The organism is Vreelandella lionensis, from assembly GCF_044543515.1.
GTDB classification, from domain to species: domain Bacteria; phylum Pseudomonadota; class Gammaproteobacteria; order Pseudomonadales; family Halomonadaceae; genus Vreelandella; species Vreelandella lionensis.
This window is the reverse complement of sequence record NZ_JBITWC010000021.1, coordinates 30,153-45,913: the sequence shown is the minus strand read 5'-3', so window position 1 is coordinate 45,913 and position 15,761 is coordinate 30,153. Positions and strand designations below refer to the sequence as shown.

Below are 15,761 nucleotides of genomic sequence, written 5' to 3'. Positions count from 1 at the left end.
GGCGCTCCTGTCGTTAATCTGTTTTAGGGGAATCAGTAGGACTATTGGGGGGAGGCGAAGCTGTATTTCGCTCTGCCAACGCGGCCTCCATACGATCAAGCTGCGCTTTGAGTGAGTGAACGTCGCTACGCAGTGCCTGCAGCTGGGCAGGCTCCCCTTCGCCACTGTCAAAATCGAGCTGGGCACTCTCTTTCTGCATCACGTCCAGCACGATACCAATCATCATATTAAGAAAAATAAATGCCGTAAGGAAAATGAACGTCAAGTAGTAAATCCAGCTCCAGGCATATACCTCCTGGGTGGCGTACATCACGTCCGTCCAGTCTTCAAATGTGGCGATACGAAACAGCGTTAACATGGCAACGGAAATGTTGCCCCACAAAAACTCATCAATGTTGTTGAAGAGGAAACTACCCAGCGCCGCATAGATATAGAAAATAATAAACATGAGCAGCACCACGTAGCCCATGCGGGGAACCGATTTCACTAGCGCGCCCAGCAACATCTGCAGCTCTGGAATCATCGACACCAGGCGCAGCACGCGGAAAATGCGTAGCAGCCGCGCCAGCAGCACCATCTCTGAATCATCCATAGGAATCAGGCTGGCAGTCACAATTAAGAAGTCAAAAACGTTCCAGCCCTTCTTAAAAAAGCTGACTAAGTTGCGCTCGGCTGCCATTCTGATCAAAATCTCGACCAGGAAAAATACTGTGACTGCGACATCCAGGTAGAGCAACCACTGCTCAATTCGGGAGGTTTCTTCGTAGGTTTTCGCGCCAATGACCAACGCAGAAATGACGATAATGGAAATCACCAGTCCTTCAAAAAGCTTGTTGCTACGCAGCTTTTCAAAGCGGGCTTGCCAGGTATTGAAAGGTTCACTCATGGAACAAGGAGTCTCTAAACGGTTAACGTCAACACTTTATACTAAAATCACACACCTTCCATACAAGTGATATCCTGTTGTTTCACTTGATGTATCTTCGCCTCCAGGGCAACCCTCGTTGCTCTGGCGATTTTTTTGATTTTTTGCGCTGGATGACCTCATGACACTGCTGTGGATCGCCTTACTGCCGTTACTGGGCGTACTGGTGCCGGCACTGACTGCCCAACGCGGCCGCACTTGGTGCTCGCTCGCAACGGGCATACTGCCAGCAACAGCACTGCTACTTACACTGCTGCAAATACCTGCCCTGATGGAGGGTGAAGCGCTGCGTTTTGCTGCCACCTGGATGCCCGCACTCGGCCTGGAGCTTGCGTTTCGTCTCGATGGCCTGTCGCTGCTCTTCAACCTACTCATTTTGGGCATTGGGCTATTGATTCTATTGTATGCCCATTTTTACTTGGCAAGCGATGAGCCTTTTGGACGCTTTTACGCCTTCTTGATGCTGTTTATGGCCTCGATGGTCGGCATCTCGATGTCCGATAACCTTATCCTGCTCTGGCTATTTTGGGAGTTGACCAGTCTCTCCTCCTTCCTGCTGATTGGCTTTTGGTCCTATCGCAGCGATGCCCGTAAAGGCGCACGCATGGCGCTTACGGTAACAGGTGCAGGCGGCCTAGCACTGCTAGCAGGCTTACTGCTGCTGGGCGATATGGCCGGTAGCTATCGGATGGATGACGTGCTGGCCAGCGGCGCCACCATCGTGGCTGATCCGCTTTATCCGCTCATGCTCGGGCTTGTGCTACTGGGTGCGTTCACCAAATCTGCTCAGTTTCCGTTCCAGTTCTGGCTTCCCCATGCCATGGCGGCTCCCACGCCCGTTTCTGCCTACCTGCACTCGGCCACCATGGTGAAAGCGGGTATTTTCTTAATGGCGCGGTTGCACCCCGCCATTGCGGATAGCGCATTGTGGAGCGTGGTCGTGCCGCTGGTAGGTACCATCACGCTGCTTTACGGCGCGTGGTTTGCGCTGTTCAAAACCGACTTGAAAGGCATTCTGGCGTTTTCGACCGTCAGCCACCTGGGCTTAATCACCGTTCTGCTAGGGATTGGCAGCCCCATGGCTGTGTTAGCTGCGCTGTTTCATATTCTGAACCACGCTACCTTTAAAGCGGCGCTGTTCATGAGCGCGGGCATCATCGACCACGAAACCGGCACCCGGGAGCTGAAGCAGCTTGGCGGACTCAGAAAGGCGATGCCCGTCACCGCACTGCTGACCACCTTGGCCGCTGCCGCTATGGCGGGGGTGCCGCTGTTTAACGGTTTCCTCTCGAAAGAGATGTTCTTTACCGAAACGCTCGCCACCCCGGTACTCGGCGGTTTGAGCTGGGTGCTGCCCGCCCTGGCGACGCTGGGCGGCATTCTCTCAGTGGCATACTCACTGCGGCTGGTTCATGCGGTGTTCTACAAGCCCGCTCGCGAGCAAACGCCGAAAGCTCCCCACGAGCCGCCCCACCTGATGCGCTTGCCCGTGGAGCTGCTGGTAGCGCTATGTGTACTGGTGGGTTTATTCCCTGCCTTTTTCGCGACGGGCATTCTAGAGTTAGCCACCCAGGCCGTTCTGGGCGAACCCTTGTCGTTCCATCTCGCCATCTGGCACGGCGTGAATTTGCCGCTAATGATGAGCTTGCTAGCCTTTGCAGCGGGCATTGCCATGTACTGGCGTCATGCTGATCTGCGCCGCTTTGTGCAGCCCTTCGCCAGTGTGGATGCGCGCCGCGTATTCGAGCGGTTTATCATTACCGTGGGCTACCGGGCCGAGCAGGTCATCACCAAGCTGGAAGGCAACTCGCTACAGCGCTATATGGGATGGTTGCTGGGTGCTGCCCTGCTGATGGGGCTGATCGGCCTTGCCAGCGTGCAAGAATTGACCGGCACCAAAGGCAACCAGTCGATAGATGGCGTGGTGCTGCTAGGCGCGGGCATGCTAATTTTTGGTGGTATTGCTACCGCAGCGACTCATCGCTACCGCTTAATTTCGCTGCTGATGCTGTCGGTAGTAGGTCTGTTTGTGGCCCTCACCTTCGCACGCTTCTCGGCCCCTGATCTCGCTTTGACCCAGCTATCGGTAGAAGTCGTCACGATGATTCTGCTGATGCTGGCGCTATTCTTCTTGCCACAAAAAACCCCCACCGAATCGAGCCCGTTGCGCAACGTGCGCGATATTCTGCTAGCCGGTGCGCTGGGGCTGGTGGTCGCCAGCTTGAACTACGCGGTGATGACCCGCGAAACGCTATCGATCTCCAACTTCTTCGTGGAGAACAGCAAACCCGGTGGTGGCGGCTATAACGTGGTCAACGTGATTCTGGTCGACTTCCGTGGCTTCGATACCCTGGGTGAAATTACCGTGCTGGCCATTGCAGGCCTGGCTATCTTCAAGCTGCTCAACCGCTTGCGTCTGTTCATGCCCCACAGCGACGGCGAAGGCCGTGTCTGGTCGCCGGATCGCTACCCGGCCATTCTGACGTCTATCTCAATGACGCTACTACCACTGGCGCTGCTGGTCTCGGCCTTCATCTTCCTGCGCGGCCATAACCAGCCCGGCGGTGGCTTCATTGCCGGTTTGATTACCGCTGTTGCTTTGATTCTGCTGTATATGGCGCGGGGCGTTGAGTGGGCGCAAGAGCGCCTGAATTTCCCCTTCCAGCCGGTCGCCGTGGTGGGTGTAGCCATTGCCACGCTCACCGGCCTAGGCAGCTGGCTATTGGGCTATCCCTTCCTGACCTCATCGTTTGGGTATTTCAGCCTGCCGCTGATTGGCACGTTCGAGCTTGCCACGGCCCTGCTGTTTGACCTGGGTGTGTACCTTGCCGTAGTAGGTGCCACGCTGATGATTCTGGCCAACCTGGGTAAGGTGACGACACCACACCGCCCGGTGACCGACCCGAAAACGTCAGACACCCACGATACGCCGAATGAAAAGGAATCCCACTAATGGAAATGCTCTACGCCATTACCACGGGCATCTTAACCTCCTGCGGGCTCTACCTGACGCTGCGTGGAAGAACGTTCCCAGTCGTTGTGGGCCTGACGCTGCTCTCCTACGCGGTCAACCTGTTCCTGTTCTCCATGGGCGGGCTGACGACGGATGGTGCTGCGCTGGTGAACGAAGGCTCTCAGTTTGCCGACCCGCTGCCCCAGGCGCTGGTCCTCACCGCCATCGTTATCGGCTTTGCCATGACGGCGTTCGTGGTCATTCTTGCCATGCGGGCGCGCAGCGAAGTGGGTAACGACCACGTGGATGGTAAAAAGGAAGACCGCGAATGATTCAGCATCTAATTGTGTTGCCCGTGGTACTACCCCTGGTCGCGGGTATTTTATTGCTTTACCAACGCCAGGGGCTGGTGCACTACAAGCGCGCTGTGAGCGTTATTGCCACCCTTCTACTACTGGTGGTGTCGATTGCCCTGGTGCGCCAAGCCGCCAGCGGTGAGATCACCTTTTACGCCCTAGGCGACTGGCAGCCACCGTTTGGCGTCGTGCTGGTGCTCGACCGCCTCTCCGCGCTGATGGTGCTGCTCACGTCCCTTCTTGCCGTGGGAGCCGTGGTGTTTGCCTGCGGCGGCGACGACGAGAAAGGCAGCAACTTCCACGGCCTTTTCCAGTGGCAATTGCTCGGTATCAACGGCGCGTTTTTGACCGGTGATTTGTTCAACCTATTCGTCTTCTTCGAAGTGCTGCTGCTGGCTTCCTACGCGCTGCTGCTGCACGGCGGCGGCAAAGCGCGCATTCAGTCAAGCGTTCACTATGTGGTGCTTAACCTGGCAGGTTCGTCGCTCTTCTTGATTGCCGTAGGCATTCTGTATGGGGCCACCGGCACGCTCAATATGGCGGATATGGGCTATAAACTTGCTAGCCTGCCCGCCGAGCGTGAGGGCTTAGTGACCGCAGGCGCGTTGATGCTATTGGTAGTGTTTGGCCTTAAAGCTGCCATTTTGCCGCTCTATTTCTGGCTCCCCCGCGCCTATGCAGCGGCTCCCGCCCCGGTGGCGGCGTTGTTTGCGATCATGACCAAGGTGGGCATCTACGCCATTCTGCGGGTCTATTCGCTGATTTTTGGCGAACAGGCTGGCGGACTTGTGGCGCTAGAGCAGCCTTGGGTGTGGTGGTTAGCGCTGGCCACCCTCGCGGCCGCTGGCGTTGGCGTGATGGCCGCTCGCGATTTGCGCCTGCTGGTAGCCTACTTGGTGCTGATTTCGGTCGGCACGCTGCTGGCGGGCGTCGGCATGCGCTCAGCAGAGGCCACCTCTGCCCTGCTCTACTACCTAATTCATACCACGCTGGTCACCGGTGGCCTGTTCTTGCTGGCTGAGATGATTGGCCTGCAGCGAGGCAAGCCGGGTACGCGCATCGTCAAAGGGCGTCCGCTGGTACAGGGTAACGCCCTGGCGATCACCTTTTTCATTGGTGCGATTGCTGTGGTGGGAATGCCGCCACTGTCAGGGGCGCTGGGTAAAGCGATGGTGCTAGTAGCCGCAGAAGGCACTCAGCGCGTGTGGCTATGGCCACTGCTGCTGCTCGCCAGCCTAGCATCACTCATCGCGCTCTCCCGTGCGGGCTCTACGCTGTTTTGGCGCAGCCACCGGGGTAGCCCAAGCGGTAGCCCGCTATCCCGTTACCAATGGTTCGGCATGCTCTGGCTACTCAGCGCTGCGCCTTTACTGGTGGCGTTCGCCGGGCCGGTGAGCAGCTATACCCAAGCCACCGGCGAGCAACTCGCTAACCCGCAACAACTGATCGAAACGCTGCTGCCCGATGCAGGAGAGACGCCATGATTACCCCCCGCAAATGGCTGCCCACCCCAGTTCTTTCGATACTGCTGCTGTTGGTGTGGCTGCTGCTGGTGCGCAGCTACGCCTTTGGCCAGTTCGTTCTGGGGGGTGCGCTGGCTATTCTGATCCCTTTGTTAACCCACCGCTTTTGGGATGCTCGGCCACGGATCAGCAAGCCTATGATGCTGTTGCGTTTTGGCCTGCGGGTATTGGGCGATATCGTCACCGCCAACTTTGAGGTCGCGTACCTGATCGCTAACCCATGGCGCAAGCTAAAGCCTCACTTCATCGAGTATCCGCTAATGTTGGAGGAGCGTTTTACCATCACGCTGCTGGCCAGCACGATCAGCCTGACCCCAGGCACCGTTTCGGCCAACCTGCGAATGGATGGCAAATCCCTGCTAATCCATGCGTTGAACGTGGATGATGAAGAAGCGCTCATTGAGCAAATACGCGAACGCTACGAACGGCCGCTCAAGGAGATTTACGAATGCTGAGTATTGCGCTCTACATCACCTTAGCGCTGGTGGTGATGGCCCTGCTAATGAACCTCTATCGCCTAACGGTTGGCCCCGATCTCCCTGACCGAGTGCTGGCGCTGGACACCATGTACGTGAATTCCATCGCGCTGATTGTGTTGCTCGGCTTATGGCTCAACAGCAAGACTTACTTTGAGTCTGCACTGTTGATCGCCATGCTTGGCTTTATCAGTACGGTAGCCGTGTGCAAGTACATTCTACGCGGGGATATTATTGAATGAGCCCGATTAATGAGGTGCGTTTATGCCATTCTTAGTTGAAGCGCTGATTTCCCTACTGTTAATAGCGGGAGGCGTGTTTGTGTTTATCGGCTCGCTAGGCATGGCCCACCTGCGCGATTTCTATATGCGCCTACACGGCCCTACTAAAGCTACTACGTTGGGCATCGGCTGCATGCTGATTGCCTCCATGGGGTATTTTTGGAGCGTCGATGGTAAGCCGGATATCCAAGAGCTGCTGATTACGCTGTTCCTGTTTATTACCGCCCCAGTAAGCGCTCACCTGCTGGCCAAAACCGGCTTGCATATGCAGTTAAAGCACACCCAAAAAACCCAGGGCAAACCGGTCGAGTTGCGCTCTGAAGAGGTCGGCGAAAAGCCGGTACCTCACCCGGACAAAGGGCACGGCTAAGCTTCGCTGCTCTATTGACTCAAGCGCTGGCAATCGCCAGCGCTTTTTTATTGGCCGCTAGGCTAAACCGCTGAGTCAACACTAAAAGAGTCAGCCTCACGCACGAGTCACTCTCAAGAGAAAGTAGTGGCGGATGCCACTTTCCGGTAAGCTCTTGCCGATTGATTTTTTGTGGTGAGGTACATCTATGTGGAGCCTACTCAGGCTATCTGCACTTTCATTATCTGCCTTGGTACTCGTAGGCTGCTCCGACCCGAAAGTCGATACGAGCTCCATGCCTGCAGCGGTGGTCTCAATCGAGAAAGTGCGTGAGTCGCTGCCCACCTATAAGCGCGACGAGTTTGATACCGCGCTGAAGATCATAGCCATGTCATCGTTTAACGGTATCGATCTCTTTAACCCCCAACGCATGAACGCTGCTGAAATTGCTGAATCGGCTAATGCCTATATGCACGGGCTAACAGGCGACGAAATTATTGAGCGCGCTGACAAGATGCTGCGCCAGCGGCGTGCACGAGAGCGGGAGCAAGCACTGCGCACGCTTAACCGGCTAGAAGCCAAACAGGACAGCGCCCAGCGCGCCCAAGAGCATTTAGCGCAAATCAGCATTGATAATGCGCGTTACTACATCAGCACCAGCCCCTACGGCGCACTGGAACCGGTGATTGAGCTAACGGTGACGAACGGCTCTGACCACGCGGTTGCAGAGCTCATGCTGCACGGCGTACTGAAAAGCCCTAACCGCGAGGTGGCCTGGGTGGATGAAACGTTCTACTACGTTATTTCCGGCGGCCTAGCGCCAGGGGAAAGCGCCACCTGGAGCCTCGCCCCTAACCGTTTTGGCCCCTGGGGCAACGATCAAATACCGCGTAATGCCGCACTGACCCTAACACTGCTCGGGGTTAACAATAGCGAAGGTGAACCGCTATGGGATGCCCCCGCGTTAACCGATAACGAGGCAGAGCGGCTTGAGGAACTGCGCGCTGAATATGGCGGAGTAAACCCGCAAACAGCGGCGAATTAAGCAAACGGCGGTGCTTAGCACCGCCGTTTGCGTACTAGGTGAGTTAAATCAAGTCGGCTTCACCGTAGCCCAGCAGATACAGCACACCATCCAGCCCTGCCACGGAGATCGCCTGACGCGCTTCGGCACGCACTAGGGGTTTAGCGCGGAACGCCACGCCTAGGCCAGCTTTCGCCAACATCTTCAGGTCGTTCGCCCCATCACCTACGGCGACGGTTTGCGCTAAGGCCACCCCTTCCCGCTCGGCAATTTGCTGCAGTAGCGCGGCTTTACGCTCGGCATCGACAATCGGTTCATGGACCGCACCGGTGACTTTGCCATTCTCAATCACCAGCTCGTTGGCGTGGATTTCATCAAACCCAAGCCGCTCCTGCAGGTAACGGGCAAAGTAGGTAAAACCGCCGGATAAAATAACCGTACGGAACCCCAAGCGTTTCAGGTTCGCCATCAGACGCTCAACGCCATCCATCAGCGGCAGTTCAGTAGCAATATTCGCCAATACCGACTCATCCAGGCCTTCCAGCTTGCTCATGCGCTCGCGGAAGCTGGCCTTAAAATCCAGCTCGCCGCGCATGGCGCGCTCGGTGACTTCCGCCACCTCGTCGCCTACCCCGTGACGGCGCGCCAGCTCATCAATCACTTCCGCTTTAATCAACGTGGAGTCCATATCAAAACAGACCAAACGGGGTGCGGCACCGCCCCGCTGGTTCCGTTGGACCACCATATCCACACCGAGGGTTTCACTCAGCTCCAGCGCCGCATGGCGAAGGGAGGTTAATTCACTGGATGCGCCGCTCAAGTGCAGCTCCACACAGTCGATAGGCTCGCCTTTTTCCGTATCGGCAAGCCGCTGACGGTGCTCTTCCTGCAGGCCAAACTGCGCCATCAGCCCGGCCATGTGCGACTCAATATCCGCCGTTAAGCGCGGTGCCAATACGGTTAACAGAACATCCCCGCGTGCCATCCGTTACTCCCCTGCTTCTAATCGATCAACTTTTTGGAAACCACGCGGCAGCTTGCTGCCCCTTCTGCCACGCTCCCCGCGATAATACGCGAGATCATCGGCCTTGAGGGTTAGTTTGCGCTTGCCTGCATGAATGATCAGCTCGCTGCCTTCGGCCACCACGGCAATATCTCGCACAAACTCCTCCCTTCGTGCGGCCCGCGGGCCGGGAATATCGAGCATTTTATTGCCCTTGCCTTTGGCCATTTCAGGCAGTTGATCAAGAGGAAATAGCAGTAAGCGACCTTCATTAGACACCGAAGCCACCCACAGCCCTTCGCCCTCCGGCACCTCAATGGGCGGCATGACGCTGCAGCCTTTCGGCACGCTGAGCACGGTTTTACCCGCTTTGTTTTTGCCGGTGAGCGCTTCGAGCTGGGCCACAAACCCATAGCCGCCGTCGCTGGCCAGCAGATAGCGCTTGGTGGGCGGCGCGAGCATCAGACCCGCCATCTGCGCCCCCGCTGCCACGTTCACCCGACCGGTCACCGGCTCGCCCTGGCCACGGGCGCTGGGTAAATTGTGTGCCGCCAGGGTATAGGCGCGGCCAGTATCATCCAGCAGCACCAGCGGCTGGTTAGTTTTCCCCCGGGCCGCAAGGCGGAAGCTATCCCCCGCTTTGTAGGAGAGCCCTTCGGGGTCGATATCGTGGCCTTTGGCAGCACGAATCCAGCCTTTATCCGACAGCACTACGGTAATCGGGTCGGCACCTAGCAACTCCACCTCGGAGAGCGCTTTAGCCTCGCTGCGCTCCACCAGCGGCGAGCGGCGGTCGTCGCCGTGCTCTTTACCGGCCGCGCGGATCTCTTTTTCGATCAGCGTGGTGAGCTTGGCTTCGCTACTTAGCAGGCCTTGCAGGGTTTTACGCTCTTTCTCCAGCTCATCCTGCTCGCCGCGAATCTTCATCTCTTCCAGCTTGGCAAGATGGCGCAGACGCAGTTCAAGGATCGCTTCGGCCTGGCGCTCGGTCAGGCCAAAAGCGCTCATCAGGGCAGGCTTGGGCTCATCCTCCTCACGGATGATACGAATCACTTCATCGATATTCAGGTAGACCGTTAACAGGCCTTCCAGAATATGCAGGCGGTCCTCCACCTTGCCCAAACGGTGCTCAAGGCGGCGGCGCACGGTGGCACGGCGAAAACGCAGCCACTCACCCAGCATATCGGTCAGCGGCATCACCCGTGGGCGGCCATCCAGGCCGATCACGTTCATGTTCACCCGCACGTTCTTTTCCAGATCCGTGGTGGCGAACAGGTGCGCCATCAGCGCTTCGACATCCACACGGCTCGAACGTGGCTCAATTACCAAGCGGGTCGGCTCTTCATGGGTCGACTCATCGCGCAGGTCGGCCACCATAGGCAACTTTTTCGCCTGCATTTGCGCGGCGATCTGCTCCAACACCTTGGCACCGCTGACCTGATAGGGCACGGCGGTAATGACAATATTGGCGTCTTCACGTACATAGCGGGCGCGCAACTTGACCGAGCCACGGCCGGTCTCGTAGAGCTTACGCAGGTCCTCTTTTGGCGTGATGATTTCTGCATCCGTCGGAAAATCCGGGGCGGGCACGAACGCCATTAAATCAGCCGTGGTGGCCCCAGGGTGACGCAGCAGGTGACAAGTGGCTTCCACCACTTCCGAAACGTTATGGGGCGGAATATCGGTGGCCATGCCCACGGCAATACCGGTGCCGCCATTAAGCAGCACGTGGGGCAACCGCGCGGGCAGCACCACCGGCTCCTGCATGGTGCCATCGAAGTTGGGCGCCCACTCCACGGTGCCCTGGCCCAGCTCACTGAGCAGCACCTCGGCAAATTTGGAGAGCTTGGCCTCGGTGTAGCGCATCGCCGCGAAGGATTTCGGGTCGTCGGGGCTACCCCAGTTACCCTGGCCATCCACTAGCGGGTAGCGGTAGCTGAACGACTGCGCCATCAGCACCATGGCTTCGTAACAGGCGCTATCCCCGTGGGGGTGGAACTTACCCAGCACATCACCGACGGTACGCGCCGACTTTTTGTACTTGGCATTGGCGTGCAGCGCCAGCTCGCGCATGGCGTAAATGATGCGCCGCTGCACGGGTTTCATGCCATCGCCAATGTTGGGTAAGGCGCGGTCTAAAATGACGTACATTGAGTAGTCGAGATACGCTTTTTCGGTGTAGTCGCGCAGGGACAGACGCTCGACGTCGCCCTCCGCTACCTGAATATCCATGGTCATCGGGGTTATACCTCAATGTCTGCGAGGTTGCCGTAATCTTCCAGCCACTTTTTGCGGTCGCTGGCACGCTTTTTAGCCAGCAGCATATCCATCATTTCCAGGGTGCCATCTCCCTCTTCCAGGGTGAGCTGCACCAGGCGGCGGGTTTCCACGGCCATGGTGGTTTCGCGTAGCTGCAGCGGGCTCATCTCCCCCAGGCCTTTAAAGCGCTGGACGTTGGGAGTACCCCGCTTTTTCGCCAGCTGTTTCAAAATCGCGGCTTTCTCGCTCTCATCCAGGGCGTAATGCACCTCTTTGCCAAGATCGATCCGGTAGAGCGGCGGCATAGCGACAAACACATGCCCTGCATCAACCAGGGCGGGGAAGTGTTTTACAAACAGCGCGCACAGCAGCGTAGCGATGTGCAGACCATCGGAGTCGGCATCCGCCAGAATGCAGATTTTGTGATAACGCAGCTTCTCAAGGTTGGCGCTGCCGGGGTCGGCACCAATCGCCACGGCAATATCGTGGACTTCCTGGGAGCCGTAGATATCGTGGGAGTCCACTTCCCAGGTATTGAGGATCTTACCGCGCAGCGGCAGGATGGCCTGGGTGTCGCGGTTACGCGCCTGCTTGGCGCTGCCGCCTGCGGAGTCGCCCTCCACCAGGAACAGCTCGCTCAGCGCCGGGTCTTGGCCAGAGCAGTCCGCCAGCTTGCCCGGCAGCGCCGGACCGGAGGTCACTTTCTTACGCGCGACTTTCTTCGACTTCTTCTGGCGCTGCTGGGCTGCGCTGATCACCAGTTCGGCAAGCTGTTCGGCCTGCTCGACATGATGGTTCAGCCACAGTGAGAAGGCGTCTTTGACCACGCCTGAGACAAATCCAGCAATGGTGCGTGAGGAAAGCCGCTCTTTCGTTTGACCGGCAAACTGAGGGTCGAGCATTTTCACCGAGAGCACGAAGGAAGCCCGCTCCCACAGGTCGTCGGCGGTCAGCTTGATGCCGCGGGGCAGCAGGCTGCGGTATTCACAGAATTCTCGCAGGGCGTCTAACAGCCCAGAACGAAAGCCGTTAACGTGGGTGCCGCCCTGGGGCGTAGGGATCAGGTTGACGTAGCTCTCCAGCAGCGCCTCACCGCCTTCAGGCAACCACTGAATGGCCCAGTCCACGCCGTGCTCATCGTCGCTGAAGTGGCCAACGAACGGCTCTTTGGGCAGTACTTCGTAGCCATCGGTGGCTTCGGCCAAGTAGTCGCGCAGGCCATCAGCGTAGGCCCACTCGGTTTTGGTGCCATCCGGCTCTACCAGCGTGACCGCCAAACCGGGACAAAGCACCGCTTTGGCGCGCAGCAGGTGTTTCAGTTTGGAAAGTGCCAGCTTCGGGCTGTCAAAATAACTCTCATCTGGCCAGAAGCGTACCAGAGTGCCAGTAGCGCGCTTGGGGGCTTTGCCGATTTCATGCAGCTCTTCGACCTTTTCGCCGTGCTCGAAGGCAATGGCATGGCGAGCACCGTCGCGAGTCACTTCGACTTCTAAACGCCGTGACAGCGCATTGACCACCGACACGCCCACGCCGTGAAGGCCGCCAGAAAACCGATAGCTCGAAGAGGAGAACTTACCACCCGCATGGAGCTTGGTAAGAATGAGCTCGACCCCTGAAACACCGTGCTCCGGATGCAGGTCGATGGGCATGCCCCGGCCGTTGTCTTGCACTTCAATGGCACCGTCACTATGAAGTACCACGCTGATGTTTGAAGCGTGCCCGGCGAGCGCCTCATCGACACTATTGTCGATGACCTCTTGGGCGAGGTGGTTAGGCCGCGAGGTATCGGTATACATACCGGGACGCTTACGTACCGGATCGAGCCCTGATAGGACCTCGATAGAGCTCGCGCCGTACTGGGAGGCATCAAACTGGGTCATGTAACGTCGGTTCCTGAAAAAACGTACTGAACAAAAGCGTACTGGCAGCCTCAACGGGTGCCGTGAAAAAGCAGCGCCCAGGACTCTCACCAAGTGAGGCCGCGAAGAAAAGCACACAGGATAGCGGAAAAGCAAAAAGCTGTATATCCAGCCATATGAATTGAGCACTCTACTCCTGCTCTGCGGCCCAAAACGCTTCAATCAATCCACGGCTGGAAGCATCCATACGGCTGATACTCTTTTCACCGTCGATAATGGCCTGGGTGTCAGTGGCAATTTGCTTGCCAAGTTCAACCCCCCACTGGTCGAAGGGATTGATATCCCAAATCACTGCTTGCACGAACACTTTGTGTTCATAAAGCGCTATCAACGACCCTAGCGTGGCGGGCGTGAGCTTATCCAGCAGCACCGTTGAAGAGGGCTGATTACCCCGGTAGCGCTTGTGTTCGGGGCGAGGGCCATCCTCTTCCAGCGCATCGTCGCCCAACATCAGCACACGGGACTGGGCAAAACAGTTGGCCAGCGCCAAGCGATGCTGAGACTTCAAATGGCGGCGGGTATCCAGATTTTCGACCTCATCGTAACGCTTAAGCGGCGCGATAAAATCGCACACCACGGGCTGAGTGCCCTGATGAAGCAGCTGATAAAACGCATGCTGGGCATTAGGGCCCAGCTGGCCCCACAGCACCGGGCAGGTGGAGTAGTTCACCGCTTGGCCCTGGCGCGTCACCGATTTGCCATTGGACTCCATCTCCAACTGCTCAAGATAGGCGGCAAAGTACTCAAGCCGCCCGTCGTAGGGCAGAATCGAGTGGGCGCGAATATCCAAAAAGTTAACGTTCCAGATACCTGCCAAGCCCAGTAACACCGGCAGATTGTCCTCCAGCGGTGCATCGCGGAAGTGGCTATCCATGGCATGGGCGCCCGCCAACAGTTCGCGGAAGTTCTCCATGCCAATGACCAGCGCAATCGGCAGCCCAATGGTGCCCCACAGCGAGTAGCGCCCGCCGACCCACTCCCAAAACATCAGTTGGTGGTCCGGGGTAATCCCCCACTCGCTCATCTTGCCAGGGCTGGCGGATACACCAATAAAGTGCTGGCGCACAATCAGCTCTGCGCTGATCGGTTTGGCATGGGGGCTGACTTCTGGCAGGTCGGCGTGCTGTGTAAGCCGTCCGATTAGCCAGTCGCGGGCCGTGTTGGCGTTGGAGAGCGTATCAATGGTGGTGAACGACTTGGACGACAGCACAAACAGCGTGGTTTCAGGGTTGAACCGGCTGAGGTAGTCCGCCAATTGGGAGCCATCCATGGTGGAGGCAAAATGCACCTCCACCGGGTGAATATCGCTGGGGCGATAGTCCGCGAGGGCATGGGTCACCATCAGCGGCCCTAAATCCGACCCGCCCACGCCTAAATTCACCACGTGACGAATAGGCTTGCCGGTGGCCCCGCGCCACTGGCCCGCATGTAGCCGCTGAACTAGGCGCTCCATTTGCGCCAAGCTGTCATGCACGGCCCCGACGATATCTTCGCCTTCCACTTCCAGGCTCGCATCCGCAGGTAGGCGCAAGGCAGTATGCAACGCTGGGCGGTTCTCACTGACGTTCACCCGTTTACCGCTCAGCAGCGCCTCGATGGCCCCTGGAACTCCCGCCTCTTGGGCCAGCGCTAGCAGGTGCTCCAGCGTATCGTCGTCCCAACGCTGCTTGGAAAGGTCAAGGGTGAGCCCCGCCACCTGACGAGTAAAATGCTTCCAACGGCCAGGGTCGTCCCCAAACAGGTTTTTCAAGTGGACGTGTTTAAGTACTTGAGCGTGCTGCTGTAACGTTTGCCAAGCGGGTAGCGTATCGGGAGTTGCTGTTGCTGAAGCCATGTGCCTTCTCCTGTGGCGTCGTTCCGTGAGGCAGGAATCTGTGTTGATCAGGCCTGTTCTGCGTTAACAAGGGCGCGTAAACTACGCAGCCTCATTAACCATCCTGGCTTGCCCATGAGTGATGCATCTTACCGCGACGCTATCTTTTCAACACCCCTAGACAAGGTGGCTAGGTTCTCCTTTGACGAGCAGGTCGTCGCGTGCTTCCCCGATATGATCCGCCGCTCGGTGCCCGGCTACGGCCAAATTCTGGGTATGCTGAGCCTGATTGCCAAACGCCATCTGCGCCACGGCGCCCACGTATACGATCTGGGCTGCTCGCTGGGCGCATCCGGCCTCGCCCTGGCAGGAGCGTTGCCCGCCGATGCGTTCCGCTATACCGGTATCGACCTTTCACCGGCCATGGCGGCCCGAGCGAAGCAGACCTTTCTTGATGAGTGCCCCGACCACGCCATGCAAGTGGAAGAAGCCGATATTCGTACCTACGAGTATGCGCCTTCGGGGATGATCATTCTCAACTTTACGCTGCAGTTTTTGCCCCCGGCAGATCGTGATGCGCTGCTCAAGCGGCTTTACAACACGCTTGAGCCCGGCGGCGTGCTGATTCTTTCGGAAAAAACCGTCGATGCCGACGAGCGCGACAACGCTTGGCGGGTTGAGCGCTACCACGATTTTAAGCGCGCCAATGGCTACAGCGACATGGAGATCAGCCAAAAGCGCACCGCGCTTGAGAACGTACTGATTCCCGATACGCTGGATGCCCTGCACGAGCGATTGTCGCTGGCGGGCTTCCCCCGCTCCATGACCTGGTTCCAGTACCTGAACTTCACCTCGCTGATCGCCTTTAAGGAGAGTTAAA

Annotated in this window: 13 protein-coding genes; 8 read left to right on the top strand and 5 right to left on the bottom strand. The window is 57.8% G+C overall.

Annotated elements, in window-relative coordinates; translation table 11 throughout:
* Window positions 1–13: 13 nt before the first annotated feature.
* Entirely contained in the window at window positions 14–886 is an 873-nt protein-coding gene (locus ACIGG6_RS13480; protein WP_399845078.1) for an ion transporter, read from the bottom strand.
* Between the two features lie 160 nt (window positions 887–1,046).
* On the opposite strand from ACIGG6_RS13480, the gene ACIGG6_RS13475 reads away from it, so the two are divergent.
* The 7 genes from ACIGG6_RS13475 to ACIGG6_RS13445 all read left to right on the top strand — a co-directional run bounded on the left by ACIGG6_RS13475 (window position 1,047) and on the right by ACIGG6_RS13445 (window position 7,908).
* A complete protein-coding gene (locus tag ACIGG6_RS13475; RefSeq protein WP_399845076.1) occupies window positions 1,047–3,878 on the top strand; it encodes a monovalent cation/H+ antiporter subunit A in 2,832 nt (943 codons plus the stop codon).
* On the top strand, window positions 3,878–4,210 hold the full coding sequence (locus ACIGG6_RS13470) for a Na+/H+ antiporter subunit C (RefSeq protein ID WP_044629077.1): 333 nt from the start codon (window positions 3,878–3,880) through the stop codon (window positions 4,208–4,210). Before ACIGG6_RS13475 ends, ACIGG6_RS13470 begins: the two co-directional genes overlap by 1 nt.
* On the top strand, window positions 4,207–5,718 hold the full coding sequence (locus ACIGG6_RS13465; RefSeq protein WP_399845075.1) for a monovalent cation/H+ antiporter subunit D: 1,512 nt from the start codon (window positions 4,207–4,209) through the stop codon (window positions 5,716–5,718). Before ACIGG6_RS13470 ends, ACIGG6_RS13465 begins: the two co-directional genes overlap by 4 nt.
* The gene (locus tag ACIGG6_RS13460) at window positions 5,715–6,212 is read left to right on the top strand and encodes a Na+/H+ antiporter subunit E (RefSeq protein ID WP_159342614.1); all 498 of its coding nucleotides are present in this window, start codon (window positions 5,715–5,717) and stop codon (window positions 6,210–6,212) included. Before ACIGG6_RS13465 ends, ACIGG6_RS13460 begins: the two co-directional genes overlap by 4 nt.
* Complete coding sequence (locus tag ACIGG6_RS13455; protein ID WP_044629074.1) at window positions 6,206–6,475, top strand: K+/H+ antiporter subunit F; 270 nt, start codon at window positions 6,206–6,208, stop codon at window positions 6,473–6,475. The genes ACIGG6_RS13460 and ACIGG6_RS13455 overlap by 7 nt, the downstream gene beginning before the upstream one ends.
* Before the next feature lie 22 nt (window positions 6,476–6,497).
* Entirely contained in the window at window positions 6,498–6,884 is a 387-nt protein-coding gene (locus ACIGG6_RS13450; protein WP_253503918.1) for a Na+/H+ antiporter subunit G, read from the top strand.
* A gap of 187 nt (window positions 6,885–7,071) precedes the next feature.
* Window positions 7,072–7,908: a DUF6694 family lipoprotein gene (locus ACIGG6_RS13445; protein WP_399845074.1), complete on the top strand. Its 837-nt coding sequence runs from the start codon at window positions 7,072–7,074 to the stop codon at window positions 7,906–7,908.
* 43 nt (window positions 7,909–7,951) lie between these two features.
* Here ACIGG6_RS13445 and serB read toward each other — a convergent pair whose 3' ends face one another.
* The 4 genes from serB to pgi all read right to left on the bottom strand — a co-directional run bounded on the left by serB (window position 7,952) and on the right by pgi (window position 14,902).
* A complete protein-coding gene (gene serB / locus ACIGG6_RS13440; RefSeq protein ID WP_399845073.1) occupies window positions 7,952–8,872 on the bottom strand; it encodes a phosphoserine phosphatase SerB in 921 nt (306 codons plus the stop codon).
* Window positions 8,873–8,875: 3 nt separating this feature from the next.
* Window positions 8,876–11,128 (bottom strand): DNA topoisomerase IV subunit A, encoded by a 2,253-nt coding sequence (gene parC / locus ACIGG6_RS13435; protein WP_399845071.1) that lies wholly within the window; start codon window positions 11,126–11,128, stop codon window positions 8,876–8,878.
* Between the two features lie 5 nt (window positions 11,129–11,133).
* Window positions 11,134–13,029: a DNA topoisomerase IV subunit B gene (gene parE, locus ACIGG6_RS13430; RefSeq protein WP_399845069.1), complete on the bottom strand. Its 1,896-nt coding sequence runs from the start codon at window positions 13,027–13,029 to the stop codon at window positions 11,134–11,136.
* Window positions 13,030–13,198: 169 nt separating this feature from the next.
* Complete coding sequence (gene pgi / locus ACIGG6_RS13425) at window positions 13,199–14,902, bottom strand: glucose-6-phosphate isomerase (protein ID WP_399845067.1); 1,704 nt, start codon at window positions 14,900–14,902, stop codon at window positions 13,199–13,201.
* A gap of 114 nt (window positions 14,903–15,016) precedes the next feature.
* On the opposite strand from pgi, the gene cmoA reads away from it, so the two are divergent.
* A complete protein-coding gene (gene cmoA / locus ACIGG6_RS13420) occupies window positions 15,017–15,760 on the top strand; it encodes a carboxy-S-adenosyl-L-methionine synthase CmoA (RefSeq protein ID WP_399845066.1) in 744 nt (247 codons plus the stop codon).
* Window position 15,761 lies beyond the last annotated feature (1 nt).